The organism is Vibrio sp. M250220, from assembly GCF_036533795.1.
Classification (GTDB): Bacteria; Pseudomonadota; Gammaproteobacteria; order Enterobacterales; family Vibrionaceae; genus Vibrio.
In genome coordinates this window covers 14446-37144 of sequence record NZ_JATABI010000022.1, presented here as the reverse complement: position 1 = coordinate 37144, position 22699 = coordinate 14446, and the positions used below count along the sequence as shown (strand labels likewise).

Below are 22699 nucleotides of genomic sequence, written 5' to 3'. Positions count from 1 at the left end.
AACAAATTTGATTAAATTGTAATCACGAAAAGGCCTTTGAAGTGAGTCGCAATAGTCCATGTGCACCAGTTTTTTTTGTGAGTGGTTGCTAACTTCATTTTCTTTATTTTATAAGGCTTGCTTTTATGGAAGTAAAATGTGAGATGTGGGTCACTTGGAGGTTTTCTGTTAATTTTTGGGGTTAAATTAAAACTGCCGTCTTGTTGTGATTGGCTTCGCAAACTGAGTTCTTTTTACGCATTGTTGGTGGTTTTGTATCAATTGGGGTACCTGCTAGACAAAAAAATAGCGGCTAAATGGCGGCAAGCAATAGGTTGTTTTACGAGTCGTAATAACTGTATTTGAGTATTAATCAAGGCAAAATGATGAGAATCAAAAGCCCGCTTACTGCGGGCTTTTTAGTTTGGCATTGAAGGTGTATTAGCTTGTCAGTAAGTGCTGAAGTTTATCTCTTAGCCCTTCAATATGCGTTCTCTCTGGGCCTTGTTCATTGCAGTGCTCTAGGATGTAATCCAGTGAGCTTAGAACCGTTCTCCAGCGTGGTGTTTTCGGTAGCGTCTCGGCACGTAGATATTTGTCGAGTGTGCGCGTTTGCAAAGTACTGCGGTCGAGATAGACGCGCCATAAACCACTTTGTTCTGCGAACGAGAACTTGGTTTGTCCTGTGACGGACTCCCAGTAGTTGAGTGCGCTTGTCATCGCGTCAACTAACACTTCGCGCATAATATCTTGTTTGGATTTACTGTCTCCGGCAACTCGATCAGCCAATCGCGTAAACTCTCCTCCCAGCTCTTTGAGTTCTTGCAGTTTGGCTTTATCACCTTCAAAGGCAAAACTGGACAACGCTTCAATTGCGCTTTCCAAGTTATTAATGCGGCTTGCATTGATGCTGCCGCCAACGTTGAAGATGTAAATCGAACGCAGGCCTGAACCTTGTGGAAGTTTCAAAATATCCGCAGAAAGGTGCTGTCGGACATCTTCGACGTAAACATCAATCGTACCGCAGTAATGCTCTTGTTCAACATTAAGGAATTTGGGTGCGATAAGTTCGTCAGCGCTTGAGCGTTTTAGCTGTTCGGTGGAACGTTTAAATAGCTTTGAAGCCGCCTCATTGGCAAAGCGAATCTTGTTATCTTCACGAATACAGATGATGGCTTCTGGCGCCGTTTCTAGTTGCTCTAGTAGGCGTCCTTGTGTTTCTAACAGGCTGGCTTCAACCATTGCTCGGTGCTTGAGTTCAAGCTGGAGTTGCTGGTTCTCAAGTCGGCGTAGTTCAGCTTTGCTGGCCGTTAGATGGGCAACGATACGGGCAGCAAGCTCTTGCTTGTTAAATGGTTTCGACAGGTAATCGTTAGCCCCAGCGTTAAACCCGCGAATTCGGTCATCCGTTTGATTAAGAGCAGTCAGCATGATGACAGGCAGGGCGGCATGATCGTACTTTTTACGAACCGTTTCACACACCTGATATCCGCTCATACCTGGCATCATAATATCCAGTAACAGTAGCTCTGGTTTCTCTTTCTCAATCGATTCCAGTGCTTCGTGACCATCTTTAGCCGTGCGTACGCGATAGCCTTCCAGTCTTAGGAAACTATCCAAGACTCTAAGGTTCACGGGCTCGTCATCAACTACGAGTAGCAGAGGACCTTCAGGGTTTTCTGGTAGGCTAACAGGTTCGGCTAACTCTATCTCTCCGCTATCCGGCGCGATAAAGTGGGGCGCTTCATAGTGGTTTGCTTGCTGAATTTGCTCTTCACTCGCGATAGGTAATGTAAAGCTGAACGTGGTGCCAACCATAGGCTGACTACTCACATACAAAGAACCTTGCATCAGTTCGATCAACTGACGACTGATAGACAAACCTAATCCTGCGCCTTGACGGTATCGGCTTGAGTCGCTGCCTGCTTGAATCAGAGGCTCAAAAATATGTTCGAGCTGGTCAGCTGGAATACCTTGGCCAGTATCAACGACCTGAACACGAATATGATCGTCGATAACGTTCGCGGAAATGACAATTTTGCCTTCGCTGGTGTATTTGATTGCATTGCCAACCAAGTTATATAGCACCTGTTCAAGTCTTTGCGGGTCGGCACTGACCCACACGGGTTCACTAGGTACTTGGTTGATAATTCTGATGGGTTTGTTGCCTAGCAGATGGGAAGAAAGCTCAAGTACTAAGCGCGTTGAACCGGATAAATCTACGGCACTGGTGTCGATATCCAAGTTTCCATAACGCATCTTATGGTAATCAAGTAAGTCATCAACCAAGGTAGCAAGACGCTGACCACTGCTGATAATGATATCTAACTGGTATTTGTGTTCTGCTGTGATTGGGCCGTTAGCTCCTGAAGTGAGTGCTTCGGCTATCCCCACCATACCGTGTAAAGGCGTTCGTAACTCATGAGAGGTTGTCGCTAAGAATTCATCTTTGAGTTTATTGGCGAGCTGTAACTCATCATTTTGTTTTTGAATGAGTTTGAGGTTGCTTTCTAGCTCTTCATTTTGCTCTTTGATTAAGAGGATCTTTTCGCGAATTGAGCGTTGCATTCGCTCAAAACTGACCGCAAGACGTCCGATTTCATCTTTACGCTGCGTGTTGATCATGGTGGCATCAAGATCGCCAGCAGATACCTTCTCGGCAGCCCAAGTCAATTTAAGAAGTGGGGATGTGATGAAATTGGACAGGTAGTGGGAGGCCATAACAACCAGTAAGATTGCCGTTAACATCGCGAAAATAAACACAGTTTCAAGTTGATGAATGCGAGCAAAGGCAACACTTTCTGGTACTTCAACGACCAGTGCCCAGTCGATACCTTTAACCGAAATCGGGGCGTAGGCGGCAATGATGGCCTCTTTCTCTGAGTTAGAGTAGGTTCCAAAGCTGGTTAATCCAGACAAGGCGAGCTCCACCACTTGTCGACTTTTATCAATATCTTCCTGCTCGTATGCGAGAGTACGGGATTGATGATCGGCACCAACCAAAAGGGTCTTCATCGAAGGGATGTTTTTGGTATCAGCTATGAGCTTGGTGATGCCGTTATTCGGCAGACGAAACATGGCATAGCTGTGCAGATAACCTTGCTGCACAATGGGTGCGCCTAGCCATGCAACTGACTTGCCTTGCTCTTGGGCAAAATCTGAAATAATAACCGGCGTAAAGTCTTCGTTCGTTTTACGTTTTTCAGTGACCAGATTTCTTAGTTTGGTAAAAGTGTGTCCTAAGTTGGCATCTTTATATTTGCCAGTTAGCAAGTTAGTGCCGAAATTGTCATATTTAAACGCCGAGTAAGTGACGTTTCCTTCTCGATCAACCAATAAGATATCATCGAAATCAGAGCGCTTGAGAAGTTCCAGATAAGCCCAGTGATAGCGTTTATGAAGCAAGCGGTAGCGTTCTGTACCATTAAAGAGGCTAGACTGAGGCAAAATAGAGGTTTTGATTTGATCGCCCGAACCTTGGATATAACGCTTTTGTGCGTACTCGCGTGCCTGCTCAATATCAAGGCCTAAGCTGCCAAATGCGTTGACCAAGCCGTAGAATCGACCACCACTCGCATACGCTAACTCTGAGCGTACAAACCCCATGACTTCCGACTCTTTCGCATATAGGTAGTCAACGACTTGCTGCTGCTTGCTATCGCGAACAGAAACCAAATGCAATGTGCTCTGCTCTTGTAAGTCAGTGGTGTGTGACTGCAAGAAGAAGATAGCGATAACGGTAAGAGGCGTGATACTTAAGACCAGAAATGCCAGCATCAGAGTGTTTTGAAGACGCTTAAATTTCTGTTTCCGATACAACTTAAACATGATCTAACTAGAGTTTCCAAGAGTTCGGCTTAAAGGTTGGGGCCTAAAAACCTGTAAGCGGGATAAAAACGTTATTTTCCTATAGTGACAAAATTAACGAGTTTTTTTACTTTGACAAGTAAGTTGCAAGGAAAGCGTGGAGAAAAGCGCAGTTTTTACTTTGGCAGGGGAGATGTTGCCCAATCCTTGGCAAGAATTGGGCAAGTCGACTACTTCTTAGCGTGATAAATCGCGAATTTATTGGTCTTATTTAGCGTCTCGCAATTACTGAAGGCTTGCTCAATAATCGGCTGATATTTAAGAAAACTATTAGCAACGATAAATAGTTGTCCCTGTGGGTTTAGATATTGTGGTGCTTTTGCCAACAGCGTCTCCGTTGCGCTGTAGCTAGTATCGAGACCAGCATGGAAAGGAGGATTACTGATAATGAAGTTGTAATCCTTGCTGGTATCTGAATAAACATCAGAGGCAAACACACGACCAGTCAAACCGTTAGCTTCGAGTGTGGCTTGGCTAGACGCGACCGCGAGTGCGCTGATATCACACATTTCTAGCTCTATGTCTGGATTAAGGAGCGCCATCACGCTGCCGATGACGCCCGCTCCACAGCCAAAGTCTAAAACCTTGCCAGTCAGATCGGGTAGGGTATCGAGCAGCAGTTTACTGCCAATATCAAACTCTCCGTGACTGAACACGCCCGGTAAGCTTTTAATGGTCAGAGTGCGCTCTTTGTAGTTAACCTGATAGGTTTTATACCATTCATCTAGTTGGAAAGCTGCGGGTGTCTGAGTACATTGCCCCCAGTAGAAAGAACAACGGCGTGCGGAGTCGTATTTGGTAATCGGGCCATAGTCCTTAAACATTTTCTCAATGCTTTTAATACCAGAGCGATTCTCACCCACAACCACGATTTCAGTTCCGGTTCCTAGTTTGGACATCAACATGGCCAGCAGATACTCGGCTTCAGCTTTCGCTTTTGGCCAGTAGAGCAGGACCAAATCTGCCTGAGTTTGTTGTGTGAACTCTGCACCAAAGACACGGGTAATTTGCGAATAGGATTCAAGCTGACGATGATAACCATAGTTAGTGGTAAATACTGTTACAGACTGACAGTGTTTCACCAGTTCAACAGGAAATAGGTCTTCAGCTTCACCAGCAACAAGAACGTGTTTACCTTCGAAGTAAGCAAGTTGTCGCTCGGCAATTTGACTTGGCGCGATATAGGCAGACATAGAGCACTCAGTAGAAAAAAATGAGGGGGGATTTTCGCACAATCCTCCCTCATCTTGAAGTATTAAACCGTTTTGCTGTTTAGCTGCGATCTTGTTGATCTAAGAAGCCTTGAAACTCCTCTTCATAGATGTTGAACAATACCATGGTCACAGCAAAGATGATCGGGCCGTAGATTAGGCCAATTAAGCCAAATAAGTGTAGACCACCTAACAAAGAGAAGAAGATCATTAGTGTGTTCATTCCAGCGCTACCTTGCATTAGGAATGGACGGAGCAAGTTGTCTATCGAACCTACCACAGCTACGCTCCAAACGGTCAGGAAGATAGCCCACGTAGTATCCCCTATGAGGAAGAGGTAGATTGCTGCTGGGATCCAAATGAGCGCAGTACCAACAACCGGAACAAATGAAGCAAAGCCCATCATGGTTCCCCAGAATAGACCTGGGAATCCGGCGAGCCACATACCGAGTCCACCCGCGATACCTTGAGCAATTGCAGTCAGGAATGAACCCATGACGGCAGACTTTGCCACCTGCTCAACTTCATCTAGTAGTTTATCTTCTTGGCTGCGTGACAAAGGAAGGATATGGCGGATAGCACTGATGATCTTATCGTGATCTCGAAGTAAGAAAAATAGCACGAATAACATCAGGAAAAAGTCCATTAGGAAGTTAGTCGCATCACCTAAAATCTTCGCGCTGATACCGACCAGATTACTGCCAAAACTCGTGGCAAACTGAGCGACTTTCTGAGCAATCTCTTGAGGCTCTACCTTATCGAAAGGTAAGTAAGTGTTCGCTAAAGACAAACCTTTCACAACCCAAGGGTGTTCGAAGAGTGTTTGGATGCCCCCTTGAGTGACCCATTGATAAACGTTTTGAGAAAATGCAGAGCCTTGCTGAACGATAGCAGCAAAGACAAACAACAGTGGGACGACAATGATAAAGGTCAACACAATACAGGAGAGCAGAGAAACAACATTTTTATGATTTGGCAGTTTGCTCTCAATCCAATCATGAATAGGGAACATCAACAGCGAAATGATAAACGCCATTACGATCGAATTGATGTAAGGCTCTACCAATAAAAAACACGCGAACGCTGCAGCCAACAGGGCTATCACTAGTACCCAGTGACTGGAGGTGATTTTAATTTTATCTGACACAATCTTGTCCAATTGTTTGACGATGTATCAGTATAATGGCTTTAAAACAGGCAGTTATCAATCAAGAATCAGATTTGTATCAGAGGTGAGTCAAAACATGGGATGCTGTAATAATGACAAAGGCTGCAAGTCAGCATCAAAAAGCAAACCTTCTATACCTTGGTTTGCCTTGGTAATGGCAGGATTGGTTTTGTTAGTCTTGTTTAACTGGCAATAAAAAGGCTGCTCAATGCAGCCTTTTCCATATGCAGTAGAGGTTAAGCTTGTTGTGCGATGATAGCAAAACAGCGATCTGCCGCTTCCAGCGTTGCTTCAATTTCTTTGCTGCCGTGTGCCAGAGAAGTAAAGCTCGCTTCGAAAGCCGATGGCGCAAGATAAACGCCGTGATCCAGCATTAGGTGGAAGAAACGTTTGAAGCGCTCGATGTCGCACTTAGTCACGTCTTCGTAGCTGGTGATGCTTTCTTGATCGGTAAAGAAGAAACCGAACATTCCGCCAACTTGATTGACGACAAGAGGGATATCGTGGTTGTCTGCTAGTTGCTTAAAGCCATCTGCTAGCTGTTTAGTTTTAGAAGCAAGGCGTTTTTCGTTACCTTCTTGTTTGAGTAAGTTCAGACAAGCGAAACCTGCCGCCATCGCTACAGGGTTACCTGATAAAGTACCCGCTTGGTAAACAGGGCCTGTAGGTGCAATGTACTGCATCACTTCTTTGCGACCACCGAACGCACCCACTGGCATACCACCACCAATAACTTTACCTAATGTTGTTAGGTCTGGTTTGATGTTGTAGTAAGCCTGAGCACCACCTAGAGCCACGCGGAAACCTGTCATTACTTCATCAAAAATCAGCAGCGCGCCTTCTTCATCACAGATTTGACGTAGCCCCTCATGGAAACCTTCCACTGGCGGAATACAGTTCATGTTGCCAGCAACAGGTTCAACGATAATACATGCGATTTCACCTTTGTTTGCCGCAAAGAGTTCGCGCACTGAGTCTAGATCGTTAAATGTTGCCGTTAGTGTGTGCTTGGCGAAATCCGCTGGAACACCTGGTGAACTTGGTTGACCAAGCGTCAGAGCACCCGACCCCGCTTTAACTAGCAGGCTGTCTGCATGACCATGGTAACAACCTTCAAATTTCATGATTTTGTCACGACCTGTGTAACCACGAGCAAGACGAATTGCGCTCATGGTTGCTTCAGTGCCTGAACTCACCATACGAATCTGTTCCATCGATGGGACAAGTTCTGAAACCAGTTCAGCCATCGCAATTTCCATTTCGGTTGGTGCGCCAAAGCTCAAGCCGCGCTGCGCTGCGTCAATAACCGCTTCACGAATTACCGCGTGGTTGTGACCAAGAATCATCGGACCCCAAGAACCCACATAATCAATGTACGCTTTGCCGTCAGCATCAAAAATCAACGGGCCGTCAGCTCGTTCAACGAAAATCGGTGCGCCACCAACGCCGTTAAAAGCACGTACAGGAGAGTTCACGCCACCAGGAATGGTTTGCTGTGCTTTCTCAAATAGATCTGCGGATTTGGTCATGGGATATCCTCTTTTGATTGCTCGGACCAATTTGGGACGCATTGTACCTGTCGATTCCCATACAATAAAACGCTTTGCTGCACATTCTGCGTACTTTCACAGCAAATAAAGAAGAATTGGCATAAAAAGTTGCTTCAAAAGTGGTGAATACTTGAACGCTTCACTCAGGTATTAGATAATCCCCCTAATATTAAAAGATGAAGTTCCAGAAAGTTCAGTCATTCTGGAGCCAAACGACTGAGAGAGATCATCGTGAGCGAAGTAAATATTCCACTAACATTTTCAGATGCAGCGGCTCAGCGAGTAGGTGCATTGATTGCTGAAGAAGAGAACCCGAACCTGAAACTGCGAGTTTACATTACTGGTGGTGGTTGCAGTGGTTTCCAATATGGTTTCACTTTTGACGAGAACGTGAATGAAGGAGACACAACCATTGTCAACAGTGGTGTGACTTTGGTGGTTGACCCTATGAGCCTTCAATATTTAGTGGGTGGCCAAGTGGATTACACTGAAGGGCTTGAGGGCTCGCGTTTCTTTGTGAATAACCCAAATGCGACCACAACATGTGGCTGCGGTGCTTCATTCAGCGTTTAAATATCTCTTTCTAGGCTGCAGTCCCTCTGCAGCCTATCGCCTATCTACTATTGGCTTTTCCTTCCTTATTTATCCAGAAACTGAGACCCCAGATAAATAGTTATCAATGTCATTTTATTTTTAGATGGTTAATTTATATCCTAATTGATACATTCGCAGTAGAACACTGTGAATTGCTATATCCACAACGTGTAGCCGTAAATCGCTACTGTTGTTTATTTTGGATGTGATATAGAAATAATAAGGATAGTTATGGCGAGTATTTCTCCTCTGCGTTTTCTTGCGGTTAGACCTTATCTTGTGTCACTGATATTGGTATTACTCCTCTCTCTTTGGTTAGGGGTAGGAATGTTGAAAGCACAAGACACCGCGCCTCACCAAGAGAGTGAAGACATTCCATTAGCCAAAGTTCAGTTCACCTCCTTTGTCGCCGAATCCACACACAAAACCATTGAGCTTTACGGACGGACTGCGCCGAATAAAAAGGCCAGACTCGGGGCAGAAATTGCCGGCAAAATTGTCCAGTTAAAGGTAAACAAGGGTGAAAGTGTTAAACAGGGGCAGGTGATTGCGCTGATTGATAAGGGCGATTTAGAGAGTCAGTTGCAGCGTGCCGAAGCCTTGCTGAAAGTGAAAGAGAAGGAATATAAAGCCGCACAGTCTCTTAAAAGTAAAGGCTTGCAAGGTGAGGTAGCATTTACTACTGCTCAGGCAGGTTTAGTCGAAGCGAAAGCGATGGTGAGCAATGCTCAAATCGCTTTGCGTAATACCTCGGTAAAAGCCCCGTTTACAGGCGTAGTGGATCACCTGTTTATTGAAACGGGTGATTTTGTTGGAGTAGGTGATCCTGTCGCGACATTACTCGATTTCAGCAAGATAGTGATTGAAGCAGATGTGAGTGAGCGACACATTCAAGCGTTAGAGCTTAATCAGCAAGCGAGTGTTCGTTTTATTAATGGTGACCAAACCATGGGGGCGGTGCGTTACATATCACGAGTCTCCTCTCCTGCAACCAATACTTTCCCAATTGAAATTGAACTGGCAAACCCTGGGCAGAAAATCCCTGCGGGTGTCAGTGCTGAAGTGAAACTCAACCTTCAAGACCAGCTGGCAATTAAAATTACCCCTGCAATGCTGGCTCTGGATGAAATGGGCAACTTAGGTGTCAAAACACTGGTCGCTAATCAGGTCAAATTTGTGCCAATAAAGCTGGTTAAAGCGGAACAAGATGGGGTTTGGTTAACGGGACTCGGTGAGCAAGTCGATATCATCACTACCGGGCAGGGATTTGTGCGCGATGGTGATAGTGTCATTGCGATTGAGCAAAACAGATAGGAGCCGACACTATGTATGCATTGATTGATGCGGCTCTATCTCGTACTAGAACCATGATGGTGCTTCTGGTTTTTATTCTATTCGCCGGTGCGGGAACGTATATCACCATTCCTAAAGAATCTAGCCCTGACATTACAATTCCGATTATTTATGTGTCGGTAGGCCATCAGGGGATATCGCCATCAGACGCCGAACGATTGCTTGTTCGCCCGATTGAGCAAGAATTGAGAACCATTGAAGGGGTCAAAGAGATGACCTCTACCGCTTCTGAAGGTCATGCCTCAGTCATGCTTGAGTTCAGTGTTGGTGTCGACCTGAACAAAGCGATGGCTGATGTGCGTGAAGCGGTTGATTTGGCAAAACCCAAATTACCCAGCGACAGCGATGAACCGACGGTCAATGAAGTGACTTTAGCGTCGGAGGAACCTGCGCTTTCAATCGTACTTTACGGTACGGTACCTGAGCGGACTATTGTGCAGATAGCGCGTCAGTTAAGAGATAAGCTGGAAAGTTACCGCCAAATCCTAGAAGTGGATATTGCAGGTGATCGCGAGGATATTGTTGAGATCATTGTTGATCCACTACTGATGGAAAGTTATGGCTTAGATCAGGGGGATATCTACAACCTGATCGCACTAAATAACAGAGTGGTTGCCGCAGGTTTCGTTGATACCGGGTATGGGCGCTTTTCGGTTAAGGTTCCTTCGGTCTTCGATTCGCTGAAAGATGTGCTTGAATTACCTGTAAAGGTTGATGGTAAGCAGGTCATTACCTTTGGTGATGTGGCAACCGTTAGACGGGCATTCCGAGATCCAGAAAGCTACGCACGGCTAGATGGAAAATCTGCCGTTGTACTGGATGCGAAAAAACGCGCTGGCGAGAATATCATCGAGACTGTTGCGTTAATAAAAGCGGTGTTGGCAGAAGCTCAAACGCGTCCAGATTGGCCGAATAACCTGATGGTCAAATACACTTGGGATCAGTCTAAAGATGTTGAGATGATGCTCAGCGATCTACAGAACAATATCTTGTCAGCGATCATTCTGGTTGTGATTGTCATCATTGCCATTCTTGGTGTTCGTACTGCCTTGTTGGTGGGCATTTCGATTCCAGGCTCATTCTTAACCGGTTTGCTGGTTCTGTCTGTTTTTGGTCTAACCATCAATATTGTCGTGCTCTTTTCACTGATTATGGCGGTAGGTATGTTGGTTGACGGCGCTATCGTTGTGACTGAATTTGCCGATCGACGTATGCAAGAAGGCACGCCAAGAAGGGAAGCTTATCGTGATGCCGCCAAGCGAATGGCATGGCCGATTACCGCCTCCACGGCGACCACACTAGCGGCTTTTGCTCCTTTGCTTTTCTGGCCAGATGTCACGGGCGAATTTATGAAGTATTTGCCGCTGACTCTCATTGCTACTTTGAGCGCATCTCTAGCGATGGCGCTACTATTGGTGCCTGTTTTAGGCAGTTTAATAGGACGACCTCAGCATGTTACTAAGGCGCAACGGGAGAAAATGGTTGCGCTACATGATGGCGATTTTTCTAAGGCAACGGGTATCACTAAGCTCTACTTCCATACCTTAGACATTGCGATAAAGCACCCGTTCAAAATCCTCATTAGCGCTATTTTGCTTGCGATTGGCGTTGGTTTTACCTACGCCAAAGCAGGTTTGGGGGCGGAGTTTTTCCCCGAGGTAGATCCACCATTTTTCACGGTTAAAGTTCGATCTTATGGTGATCTTTCCTTGGATGAGAAAGACTTGATTATTCGTGATATTGAAGCGGTAATGCTCAATCATGATGAGTTTGAGAGTGTTTACACTCGCACTGGTGGTGATGATGAAATTGGTCAGATTCAGATTACTCCTGTTGATTGGCAGTATCGCCGTAAGGTCAAAGAGATAATAGAGGAACTCAAGCTCCAAACGGATGGTTATGCTGGTGTCGAAATTGAGTATAAATTCCCTGATGCTGGTCCACCGGTTGAACATGATCTGGTGATAGAATTATCGGCTCGGATCCCTACTGAATTGGACGCGGCGGCTAAAAAAGTTAGGCATTGGGCTGACAATTATCCGGCTTTTACCAATCTCAGTGATACGTCAAGTAAAGACGGCATAGATTGGCAGATCGACATTCGTCGTGATGACGCATCTCGTTTTGCTGCCGATGCTACTTTAGTTGGCAATACCGTCCAGTTTGTGACGAATGGTCTGAAAATCGGTGATTATCTGCCTGATGATGCCAATGAAGAAGTCGACATTTTAGTTCGTTATCCGCAGGACAAGCGCGACATAGGTCGTTTTGATCAGCTTCGAGTCAAAACTCAAGCTGGCTTAGTTCCTATCACTAACTTTGCGACTATCGTACCTGAGCACAAACAAGACACGATACGACGCATTGATGGGCATCGGGTCACCAATATTATGGCGGATATGAAAGAGGGTTATAACTTGGCTCTCGAGTTGCCCAAAATAAATAAAGCGGTCGCTGAGCTCGGTTTACCTGATGGTGTTGAGTTTAAAATTCGTGGGCAGAATGAAGAGCAAGAAAACTCTTCTGCGTTTCTACAAAATGCCTTTCTTGTGGCATTGGTGGTGATGGCGCTTATTCTGATTACTCAGTTCAATAGTTTCTATCAGGCATTCTTAATTTTAAGTGCTGTACTATTTTCAACCGTTGGGGTGTTTGTTGGCTTGCTAATATTCCAGAAGCCATTCGGTATCATAATGTCTGGGATAGGGGTTATTGCGTTGGCTGGCATTGTGGTCAACAACAATATTGTTTTAATCGATACCTATAACCAACTGCGTCATCGTGGCTTAGATAAGCGAGAAGCAATACTGCGAACTGGAGTTCAACGTTTGCGACCGGTGATGCTGACGACGGTAACGACGATTCTTGGCTTACTGCCGATGGTACTGGAAATGAACATCGACCTGATCAGCCAAAAAATTGAATTTGGTGCACCCAGTACCCAGTGGTGGTCGCAACTCGCCACGGCGGTTGCTGGTGGCCTAGCGTTTGCCACTGTGCTCACTCTAGTATTGACTCCGTGTCTATTAATGCTGGGCAAAGAGCATAAAGTGGAAGAGCAGGGTAATAGAGTTATTGAAGCCGATTAATGACAAAGGCCCGGATTATCCGGGCCTTTGACTTATGGTGTAGCAAGTAACTCACCGTAGCGATTCAGTTTATCTAATCTGATCTTGGCGTTGGCAATGAAGGTCGCCTTGTCTGAACCTGTGAGTGATTTAGACTGTGGCAATTTGACCGTTCTGGCGTTTTTGTGGACGCCATTAACTAGAAACTCATAGTGTAGGTGTGGACCAGTGACACGACCTGTGCCTCCAAGGGTACCGATTGTCTGGCCTTGCTTAACCCTCTGGCCGGTTTTCACGGTACGTTTTGTTAAGTGGAGATACTTAGTGATGTAAGTATTGCTGTGCTTAATAAAGACGTAGTTGCCGTTGAACTGGTTGTAGCTAGATTTTTGCACAATACCGTCACCCGCAGCCCAAATAGGCGTTCCGACAGGTGCAGCATAGTCTGTTCCTCGGTGGGCAACGACTTTGCCCGTCACTGGATGGCGTCGAGTCGGGTTAAAGTTAGATGTCACACGACGGAAATCAAGGGGAGAGCGCAAGAATGCCTTCTTCATTGCACGGCCATTTTCGTCATAGTAGTTGCCCGTTTTATCATCCAAAATGGCTTTGAATGTATCCCCTTGGTTGGTAAATACCGCTGCAATGATCTTTCCTCTTCCGATGACTTCTCCTTCAACCACCTTCTCTTGATAGAGAATCTTAAAGTTGTCACCACTACGAATATCCAACGCAAAGTCGATATCCCAGCCAAAAATACCGGCTAACTCCATAATTTGGTTTGCGGTTAAACCGGCATTGACGCCTGCATTCCAGAAGTTTGAGGTGATATTCGCTTCAGCGTAGTTGTATTGGTAAAACAGTTCTTTTTTGTCAAATGACGATCGATAACCTGCTTCGGATTTAGTCACTAGAAAGCTCTCATAGGGGCTGAGAGTTCGTTTAATCTGTATCAACTCATTGTCGGTGTCAAAGCCCAGCTCGAAGGTGTCTCCCGGTCTCACTCGAGTCAGTTGCGTCTCAATGTCCTTATTGGTCGAGGTCAGTTGATAAAGCAAACGAGATGATAGCCCAGCACGTTGAAACAGCAGAGCCATACTGTCACCAGATCCAATGGTGTGTTTTTCCCAACGTAAAACAGCAAGTGGGGAGATGGACTCTTGCTGAGCAAGTTGATCGATATTCAGCGTTAATGGGTAAGCTTTACCCACTTGATAGTTGCTCTCTTTTTGGCGGAGATCGTTAGGGGCAGGCAGAAATAGCGCGATGACAATTAATGCGCTGAAAGAGGTGATAAGGGCTCGATGAATCCAAGGTAGTCGAGCAAAAAGAGACAACATCGTATGTCCGTTCTAAAAAATTCAGTAAAAAAGCTCAGCTGTTTAGTCTAACTGGTTTCAAAAAGCATCGCTATTCAAGTAAGATGGCAAACTAACAAATTTTTGCCAAATCTGTGGGAGTGAACAAGAATGGCGAGCATTGAAGCTGCACTAGCGGAGATTAAGCGCGGTGTTGATGAACTGATTCCAGAAGAAGAACTGATTGCTAAGTTGAAAGAGGGGCGTCCTCTTCGCATCAAACTGGGTGCCGATCCAACGGCTCCTGATATCCACCTAGGCCACACAGTTATTTTGAACAAGCTACGTGCGTTCCAAGAACTTGGCCATGATGTGACGTTCTTAATCGGTGATTTCACTGGTATGGTTGGTGACCCAACAGGTAAGAACACAACTCGCCCACCTCTAACTCGCGAAGACGTACTGCGTAACGCAGAAACGTATAAAGAGCAGGTGTTTAAGATTCTTGATCCAGCGAAAACTAAGATTCAATTTAACTCTGAGTGGCTTTCTGAGCTAGGTGCAGAGGGTATGATTCGCCTTGCTGCAAATCAAACGGTTGCTCGTATGCTGGAACGTGATGATTTTAAAAAGCGTTACACTGGTGGTCAGCCAATTGCTATTCATGAGTTTATGTATCCACTCCTACAAGGTTATGACTCAGTAGCAATGGAAACAGACGTTGAACTCGGTGGTACTGACCAGAAGTTCAACTTGCTGATGGGTCGTGAGCTGCAAAAAGCACACGGTCAGAAGCCGCAGGTTGTTTTAACTATGCCTCTTCTTGTTGGTCTAGACGGCGAGAAGAAAATGTCTAAGTCTGCGCACAACTACATCGGTATTAGCGAAGCACCAAGTGAGATGTTCGGTAAGATCATGTCGATTTCTGATGAATTGATGTGGAACTACTACGAGCTGCTCTCTTTCCGTCCGCTTGAAGAAATCAACGAACTGAAAGCGGGTGTTGAAGCGGGTAAAAACCCACGTGATGTGAAAGTTGCTCTGGCAAAAGAGATCATCGCTCGCTTCCATAGCCAAGAAGATGCAGATGCGGCTGAGCAAGAGTTCGTTAACCGTTTTGCGAAAAACCAAATTCCTGATGAGATGCCAGAGTTTGAGTTTGAAGCTGGCCTGCCAGTGAGCAACTTACTGAAAGAAGCAGCATTGTGCGCTTCAACTTCAGAAGCAATGCGTATGGTTAAGCAAGGTGCGGCTAAGATGGATGGCGAAAAAGTGGCAGACGCTAAGTTTACACCTGAAGCAGGAACTTACGTGTTCCAAGTTGGTAAGCGTAAGTTCGCTCGCGTGACAATTAAATAGTCACTGCCTGAAATTATCGTGAATTAAAGCGCCTTACTAGGCGCTTTTTTTATGTTTGTTATCAAACTTATAGTCTGCTCAAATGTTATGCGTTTTTGTTTAAAAATGACTGATTTTCTTTGATGACTCTGGTACTATGCGCACGCTGCCAGTATGGCAGCTTATTCGGAGACTTTTATGAACAATATCGACCATCCTCCTAGTATGAGAGGGGAAAAATAAACCGCTTCGGTATTGTCGTCTCACGCCTCTACCTAAGTGGTAGAGCATCCTTTCTATTGAACTGTATCCTCACGTTTTTCTCCTCTAAATTCTAGAATCAACACAGTATCTCTCTAGCTTCTTTGGGCTGGCGAGACGGCGTCTTGTGCTTGTACACCACTGTGTTTGATGGTCGTTACCTACTGCCAATCGGGAGATTCGCCATGGCGGTAATGAGCAATACTTACATTGAAAACACACCGCACTTTTCTCGTGAATTACTTTTTGGGCATTGCCTGACTAAATTTCACCACATCTTGGTAGAACAATGTTTCAAACTTAGTGATAGGAGCGATGGTCGGTTGAGCGTCGCTCTTCGTTTTTGGTGGATGATAGTCAGCGACAAACTGAACAAACAAGGTGCTAGGTTTACCGTTATTATCTAAACCGTAACCCGCCATATTGTAGCTTCCGTAAAGGGAGCCACTCTTGGCAATCAACTCTCCTTTGATCGGTTCCTGGCGCATACTTCGGCGATATTTTAGCGTGCCGTTAGTTCCTGCCTTTGGCATTAAGTCGATCAGTCCCAGTTGATCATCATGTTTCCAGATATAGCGTAAAACGGCGGCCATATTTTGGCTGGTAAAGCGATTGTTACGTGATAAGCCTGAGCCGTCTGCCATTGGCGTTTGTTGTAAGTCGATGCCGGTTTTAGCGAAGAGGATCTGTTTGATTGCTTCAGTCCCATTACCAAAACTGCCTGACTGAACAAAGAACTTGCTACCAAGAGTCTTCGTTAGGTTATCGGCAATCAGGTTATCTGACTGTTTGAGCATTGTTTCGAGCAATTCAGGGAGTGGAGAAGATTGATGGCTTGCTAATGCTTGACCTTGTCGCTGGGGAACTCCCACTTTGATGTTGCCAATAAGTTCAATGTTTAGCTGACTGAGCAATGTATGGAGTATACGCTGCGTGTAAAGAGCAGGATCTTGAACGGCGAATTTGAGCGGTAGAGGTTGGCTACGGCTTTGTAGGCACCCTTGTAACTGATAGTGGTTGTCTGGTGATGAGAGCAGCTCTAAATCGCATTGAGCGCTCTCTTGTTCAGCTTTAGAAACGGTTTTTGCTAGTGTGGTGACATAAATAGGTTGATGTTCGGGTACATAGACGCGAGTTTTGCCGTCTTGCTGAGTGTATATAGAAGCCTGAACACAATTTCCGTCAAGTGAGATGGCGCTCGCTGGTGCGCTATAGCAAACGCCAAGAATGTCCCAAGGCCAGCCAACCGCACGTTCGTAACCTGTAAAAGCACTATTATCTAACCACAGGTCACCTTCGATTCGCTTTATGCCTTTGCTACGAGCCTGAGATAAGAGTTGTTTTAGATTATCTGTGGTAAAGGTTGGATCGCCACTAAAACGAATCACAACATCCTGACCCGCCTGTTCTATCGCGGTGTGGTAGCGAAACTGATCACCTAACTCGAGTTTTGCAGCAAGAGCGGTCACTATTTTTAATGTGCTGGCTGGTGGAAACAGTTGATCTTGGTTTGCTGAACCTTGGTAGCTCTCTTGACTCTGTAAGCTCTCGACGCGCAATGCCGCTCGGCTACCTGAAGGTAATTCGTTTAATGGCGCATAAGCCGATACTTGCGAAGAAAATAGACCTAAAACCCATAGTAGGGATGAGAAAAAAATTGAGCGTTGCATAGTAATGGGTATCGCAAGTCGTGAGCCAGAAGAAGAGTATAGCGAGTAAAAAAAACGCCCGCTATAGAGCGGGCGTCTTAGATTCTTGACTTAAGGTCAGGAAATTAGAAGTCGTAACGTAGACCTAGAGCGATCTCATCTTCAGCGTCTGCTTTAGTGATACCTTTAGCAGCATCAACATCTAGCAGGTTGAAGTTGTACGATACGTAACCACGGAAGTTAGGCTTGAAGTAGTAAGTTGCATCGATTGCAACGTTATCAGCAGAAGTTTCATTGTTAGTTTCTGCATTGTTGTACGTTGCTGTGAATACTGTCTTCTCTAGAGTGTACGCTGTCGCGAATTCGTAACCAGTGTAGTCTCCGTTGTCTTTCGCTAGCTCACCGTCTGTGAATGTACCTGCAACGTAAAAATCGCTGATGCGGTAAGATGCTGCAAGCATGTATTCGTTTTGCTCGTCTTGATCAGCGTAACCACCACCAAGTTTTAGACCAGTGTCACCTAGAGCATATACTGCAGATAATGAGTAACCGTCTTGTTTGTTATCAGTGTAACCACCAGTGTTTGTATCATCTTGACGGTCAGCAAAGCGGTAGCTTGCTTTTAGACCTAGGTCAGCAAATTGGCCTTTGTAAGAAATCATATTGTCTGTACGGTCAGCAACGGCAATTTTGTGAGCTGCAGTGTTACCGTGGTAAGACATGATATCGGTAAAGTCAGTGATTACACCTAGCGCACCGTCGTTTTTACCGTAAGTTACTTCACCGAAGTCACCGCCGATACCAGCGTAAGTGTAACGGTGATCAATGTCATCACCGCCAGTGTTGTCATTAGCGTTGTATTCAGCTTCGTAGAAACCTACGCCGTATAGGCCGTCAGTGATTTGCGCTTTACCTAGGAAGCTTAGACGTACACGAGAGTTGTCTGCAGCTTTACCATCTTGAAGTGATAGACGTGCTTCAGCACGGCCGCCCATTTCGATAGAGTTACCGTCTTGGCTGTAGATTTCTGCCGCGTTTGCGCCAGTTGCCACTGCTGCAGCTGAAACTGCTAGAGCAATCAGAGTTTTGTTCATCTTATTAGTCCTAATTTACTGTCCATAAATAGTTGTTATGCGAGTGATGACTCACTTGAGTCAATCCTCTTACTATTACCGCAATGAATCAATGCTCATATGTAAGACTTCTGTCAGAAATACTTTGCACTTGGTATTCACCGAGCGAGTAATTGGTGAGCATTGTTGTACCGCTAAAGTTCCGCCTATTGGTAGTAAAACGATATAAAACAGCTTTTTGAACACTGTTTTATTTTGGATTAAAAAATATCAAAGTCATGATTATTAAGGTTTTTTTCTTGTTGTTGAATTTGTTGTCATTAAGAAAAATTTTAGTTTTTTTTATTAACTTGCGGGGTGTTTGAGTGTTTTTAGGTAACGAAAAATAATGAGTAAATCGCTGTGTAAGCACTGTTTTTTTTGAGCGATGGATTTAAGATGATTTAGTCTCCAAGTTTGTTTACACTAAGAGAAATTGATTAGTTAGCTCACTACCTAGTTCAGTGTGGATTAGGTAGTTTTGTTTTGTCCAAAGATTGCTTTGGAATGAGGTACATAATGGAAAAAGTCCCAATGACGTTGCGTGGCGAACAGAAGCTGCGTGAAGAATTAGAAAGACTATTGAAGCTTCGCCCAAAGATTTCTGAAGCGATTGCTGAAGCTCGTGAGCTTGGAGATCTTAAAGAAAACGCTGAGTACCATGCTGCACGTGAAGAGCAGGGTATCTGTGAGGCTCAGATTCGTGATATCGAATACAAACTGTCGGTCGCACAGGTAATCGATGTGACTAAGATGGACAATACTGGCAAGGTTATCTTCGGTTCGACGGTGACTTTGATCGATTGTGATACTGAAGCAGAGAAAACTTACCAAATCGTCGGTGAAGACGAAGCGGATATTAAAGCTGGTCGTATCTCTGTAAGTTCACCGATTGCACGCGGTTTGATTGGTAAGATGGAAGGTGACGAAGTCGTTATTTCTACACCAGGCGGCGACCGTGATTTCGAAATCGATAAAGTTGAATATATCTAAGTTCAGAGATGTGAGAGCATTTCTTTAGAACAGAGATAGCAAAAAGGTCGCAGTCGCGACCTTTTTTGATGTTGCTATTGGTTAGCCATTATTTACGTGGAAGCTCGATTTTGCGATCTTCAGTTTGACGGTACAGGATAAGAGTTTTACCAATTACTTGTACTTTTTCAGCGCCAGTTTCACGTACAATAGCATCAATGATAAGACCTTTAGTCTCACGGTCTTCAGAGGCTACTTTGATTTTGATTAGCTCATGGTGATTTAGAGCAATTTCAATTTCCGCCAGAACAGCTTCAGTAAGTCCATTTGCGCCCATAAGCACAACAGGTTTTAGACTGTGCGCTAGGCCTTTGAGATGCTGCTTTTGTTTAGTGCTTAGGTTCATTACGCGGCCAATTTTCTTTACTATAAGGGTTGAAAAATACCATTTTAACGCCATCTAACCGTGAAGACTATAATTTATTGGGTTAGTTGCTCCCTCTATCTGTTAGGTATCGAATGAGTAAACAAAAACATTCGGCCAGCTCGGGTCGCTGGTTGAAAGAACATTTTGATGATAAGTACGCCAACGAAGCGCGAAAAAAAGGCTATCGTTCACGCGCTTATTTCAAAATGGAAGAGATCCAAACCAAAGATAAATTACTAAAACCTGGTATGACTGTGGTCGATTTAGGTGCAGCACCTGGTGGGTGGTCGCAATATGCTGCTAAGATTGTAGGTGAGGAGGGGCAAATTATTGCTTGTGACCTGTTACCTATGGATCCTATTGCAGGGGTAAGCTTCCTCCAAGGTGACTTCCGTGAAGAAGCCGTACTAGAAGCTCTGCTGGACAGAATCCAACCATCAATGGTTGACGTTGTGATGTCTGACATGGCTCCGAATATTGCTGGTAATAACTCTGTGGACCAGCCAAGAGCAATGTATTTAGTTGAATTGGCTTTAGATATGTGTCGACAAGTTCTAGCCCCTAATGGTAGCTTTGTTGTGAAGGTTTTCCAGGGGGAAGGCTTCGATCAGTTTGTTAAAGAAGTCCGCGATACTTTTAAAGTCGTCAAAGTCAGAAAACCAGACTCATCGCGAGCTCGCTCACGAGAAGTCTTTGTTGTAGCCACTGGTTACAAAGGTTAACTATTTTGCCCCTTGCTGGGCAGGTTAACACTATAGCTACAGGTTATAAACTGTAGTACCCTACCTTTAATTACAATTAGTTATCGAGAGGCTTACACCTTGAGTGACATGGCAAAAAATTTAATTCTGTGGCTTGTTATCGCCGTCGTCTTGATGTCGGTTTTCCAGAGCTTTGGCCCTGGAGAAAGCAATGGCAGAGCGGTGGATTACACCACATTTGTACAGGAAGTTGGCCAAGGCCAGATTCAGGAAGCAACTTTTAAAGACGGTGAAATTTCTTTCACACGTCGTGGCGGCGGCGCGCGTTATGTTACTTACATGCCAGTCTACGACCAGAAGCTACTTGATGACCTAATTAATCAAAATGTGAAAGTACAAGGTACACCTCCAGAAGAGCAAAGCCTGCTAGGTACTATCTTCATTTCATGGTTCCCAATGATCTTACTGATTGGTGTATGGATTTTCTTCATGCGCCAGATGCAAGGCGGTGGCGGCAAAGGCGCGATGTCTTTCGGTAAGAGCAAAGCTCGAATGATGAGCGAAGAGCAAATCAAAACCACGTTTGGTGATGTTGCTGGCTGTGATGAAGCAAAAGAAGACGTCAAAGAACTGGTTGATTTCTTACGTGACCCAAGCCGCTTCCAAAAGCTGGGAGGTAAGATTCCAACGGGTGTCTTGATGGTAGGTCCTCCGGGGACCGGTAAAACGCTACTTGCTAAAGCGATTGCTGGTGAGGCGAAGGTTCCATTCTTTACCATTTCTGGTTCTGATTTCGTTGAAATGTTTGTTGGTGTTGGCGCATCTCGTGTACGTGATATGTTCGAACAAGCGAAGAAAGCTGCGCCGTGTATTATCTTTATCGATGAGATTGATGCGGTAGGCCGTCAACGTGGTGCTGGTGTTGGTGGTGGTCACGATGAGCGTGAACAGACACTAAACCAAATGCTGGTTGAAATGGATGGCTTTGAAGGCAACGAAGGTATTATCGTGATTGCGGCGACTAACCGTCCAGACGTACTAGACCCTGCACTTCTTCGTCCTGGTCGTTTTGACCGTCAGGTTGTCGTTGGTCTGCCAGATGTACGTGGTCGTGAGCAAATCTTGAAAGTTCACATGCGTAAAGTACCACTAGCAGCAGACGTCGAGCCATCACTTCTAGCTCGTGGTACACCGGGTTACTCTGGTGCAGACCTTGCTAACCTTGTTAACGAAGCGGCGCTATTTGCCGCTCGTGGCAACAAGCGTAATGTGTCTATGGTCGAGTTTGAACAAGCGAAAGACAAGATCAACATGGGTGCTGAGCGCAAGTCGATGGTTATGTCGGAAGAGATCAAGGAGTCGACGGCATACCACGAAGCGGGTCACGCGATTGTAGGTTATTTATCTCCTGAGCACGATCCTGTACACAAGGTAACGATTATTCCTCGTGGCCGTGCATTGGGTGTGACGTTCTTCTTGCCTGAGCAAGATGCAATCAGCTACAGCCGTCAGTTCCTTGAGAGTAAGATTGCGACACTTTACGGTGGTCGTATCGCTGAAGATCTGATCTACGGTGCTGATAAAGTATCAACGGGTGCGTCAAACGATATTAAAGTAGCGACAAACCTAGCGCGTAACATGGTGACGCAATGGGGTTACTCTGAAAAACTTGGTCCTCTTCTATACGCAGAGGAAGAAGGTGAAGTATTCCTAGGCCGTAGCGTAACGCAGACTAAACACGTGTCTGACGATACTGCTAAGCTGATAGACTCTGAAATTCGTGCCATTATCGACCGCAACTACGATCGTGCACTAAAACTTATCCAAGACAACATGGATATTATGCACGCAATGAAAGATGCGTTGATGAAGTATGAAACGATCGATGCAGGTCAAATTGAAGACCTAATGCAACGTAAAGAAGTCATTCGTGAGCCTGCTGGCTGGGGAAGTAACGCTAATAGCAAGCAAGAAGAAAAGTCTGAACCTGAAGAGAAAAGTGAAGCACAAGATTCTGAAGTAAAATCAGAAGAGCCGACGACTTCTCAAGAAACAACATCAGCAGAAGCAGCAGAGAAAAAAGACTCTGAGTAACTAAGCTTTTAAAAGAAACCCCGAGGCAACTCGGGGTTTTTGTATTTAAAGGTAAAG

15 protein-coding genes are annotated in these 22699 nt (G+C 45.1%); 7 read left to right on the top strand and 8 right to left on the bottom strand.

Annotated elements, in window-relative coordinates; genetic code table 11:
- Positions 1 to 420 precede the first annotated feature (420 nt).
- From QTN94_RS09775 to hemL, 4 genes are all read right to left on the bottom strand, one after another.
- Positions 421 to 3807 carry a response regulator gene (locus QTN94_RS09775; RefSeq protein WP_331416879.1) on the bottom strand — a complete coding sequence of 1129 codons (3387 nt, stop codon included), beginning with the start codon at positions 3805 to 3807 and terminating at the stop codon, positions 421 to 423.
- A gap of 209 nt (positions 3808 to 4016) precedes the next feature.
- A complete protein-coding gene (gene rsmC, locus QTN94_RS09770) occupies positions 4017 to 5039 on the bottom strand; it encodes a 16S rRNA (guanine(1207)-N(2))-methyltransferase RsmC (RefSeq protein WP_331416878.1) in 1023 nt (340 codons plus the stop codon).
- A gap of 79 nt (positions 5040 to 5118) precedes the next feature.
- Positions 5119 to 6204, bottom strand: a complete 1086-nt coding sequence (locus tag QTN94_RS09765) for an AI-2E family transporter (RefSeq protein ID WP_331427538.1) — start codon at positions 6202 to 6204, stop codon at positions 5119 to 5121.
- A gap of 257 nt (positions 6205 to 6461) precedes the next feature.
- Positions 6462 to 7754 (bottom strand): glutamate-1-semialdehyde 2,1-aminomutase, encoded by a 1293-nt coding sequence (gene hemL / locus QTN94_RS09760; protein WP_331427537.1) that lies wholly within the window; start codon positions 7752 to 7754, stop codon positions 6462 to 6464.
- A gap of 252 nt (positions 7755 to 8006) precedes the next feature.
- On the opposite strand from hemL, the gene erpA reads away from it, so the two are divergent.
- The 3 genes from erpA to QTN94_RS09745 all read left to right on the top strand — a co-directional run bounded on the left by erpA (position 8007) and on the right by QTN94_RS09745 (position 12811).
- Positions 8007 to 8348, top strand: coding sequence for an iron-sulfur cluster insertion protein ErpA (erpA, locus tag QTN94_RS09755; protein ID WP_006878298.1), 342 nt, complete (start codon positions 8007 to 8009; stop codon positions 8346 to 8348).
- A 252-nt stretch (positions 8349 to 8600) separates the two neighbouring features.
- Positions 8601 to 9683, top strand: a complete 1083-nt coding sequence (locus QTN94_RS09750; protein WP_331427536.1) for an efflux RND transporter periplasmic adaptor subunit — start codon at positions 8601 to 8603, stop codon at positions 9681 to 9683.
- An 11-nt stretch (positions 9684 to 9694) separates the two neighbouring features.
- Positions 9695 to 12811, top strand: a complete 3117-nt coding sequence (locus tag QTN94_RS09745; RefSeq protein ID WP_331427535.1) for an efflux RND transporter permease subunit — start codon at positions 9695 to 9697, stop codon at positions 12809 to 12811.
- 32 nt (positions 12812 to 12843) lie between these two features.
- On the opposite strand, the gene QTN94_RS09740 is transcribed toward QTN94_RS09745, so the two are convergent.
- The gene (locus QTN94_RS09740) at positions 12844 to 14130 is read right to left on the bottom strand and encodes a peptidoglycan DD-metalloendopeptidase family protein (RefSeq protein WP_331427534.1); all 1287 of its coding nucleotides are present in this window, start codon (positions 14128 to 14130) and stop codon (positions 12844 to 12846) included.
- Positions 14131 to 14259: 129 nt separating this feature from the next.
- Between QTN94_RS09740 and tyrS the strand changes: the two genes are divergently transcribed.
- A complete protein-coding gene (gene tyrS, locus QTN94_RS09735) occupies positions 14260 to 15447 on the top strand; it encodes a tyrosine--tRNA ligase (protein WP_138972143.1) in 1188 nt (395 codons plus the stop codon).
- A gap of 479 nt (positions 15448 to 15926) precedes the next feature.
- Here tyrS and dacB read toward each other — a convergent pair whose 3' ends face one another.
- Positions 15927 to 17357, bottom strand: coding sequence for a serine-type D-Ala-D-Ala carboxypeptidase (gene dacB, locus QTN94_RS09730; RefSeq protein ID WP_331427533.1), 1431 nt, complete (start codon positions 17355 to 17357; stop codon positions 15927 to 15929).
- A 104-nt stretch (positions 17358 to 17461) separates the two neighbouring features.
- Positions 17462 to 18430, bottom strand: coding sequence for a porin (locus tag QTN94_RS09725; RefSeq protein ID WP_331427532.1), 969 nt, complete (start codon positions 18428 to 18430; stop codon positions 17462 to 17464).
- 537 nt (positions 18431 to 18967) lie between these two features.
- On the opposite strand from QTN94_RS09725, the gene greA reads away from it, so the two are divergent.
- Positions 18968 to 19441 (top strand): transcription elongation factor GreA, encoded by a 474-nt coding sequence (gene greA, locus QTN94_RS09720; RefSeq protein ID WP_138972139.1) that lies wholly within the window; start codon positions 18968 to 18970, stop codon positions 19439 to 19441.
- Between the two features lie 88 nt (positions 19442 to 19529).
- Here the strand turns inward: greA and yhbY are convergent, their stop codons facing one another.
- Positions 19530 to 19826, bottom strand: coding sequence for a ribosome assembly RNA-binding protein YhbY (yhbY, locus tag QTN94_RS09715; protein ID WP_138972138.1), 297 nt, complete (start codon positions 19824 to 19826; stop codon positions 19530 to 19532).
- 113 nt (positions 19827 to 19939) lie between these two features.
- Here yhbY and rlmE point away from each other — a divergent pair, with 113 nt between their 5' ends.
- Complete coding sequence (rlmE, locus tag QTN94_RS09710) at positions 19940 to 20569, top strand: 23S rRNA (uridine(2552)-2'-O)-methyltransferase RlmE (RefSeq protein ID WP_138972137.1); 630 nt, start codon at positions 19940 to 19942, stop codon at positions 20567 to 20569.
- 108 nt (positions 20570 to 20677) lie between these two features.
- Positions 20678 to 22642: an ATP-dependent zinc metalloprotease FtsH gene (ftsH, locus tag QTN94_RS09705; protein ID WP_138972136.1), complete on the top strand. Its 1965-nt coding sequence runs from the start codon at positions 20678 to 20680 to the stop codon at positions 22640 to 22642.
- Positions 22643 to 22699 lie beyond the last annotated feature (57 nt).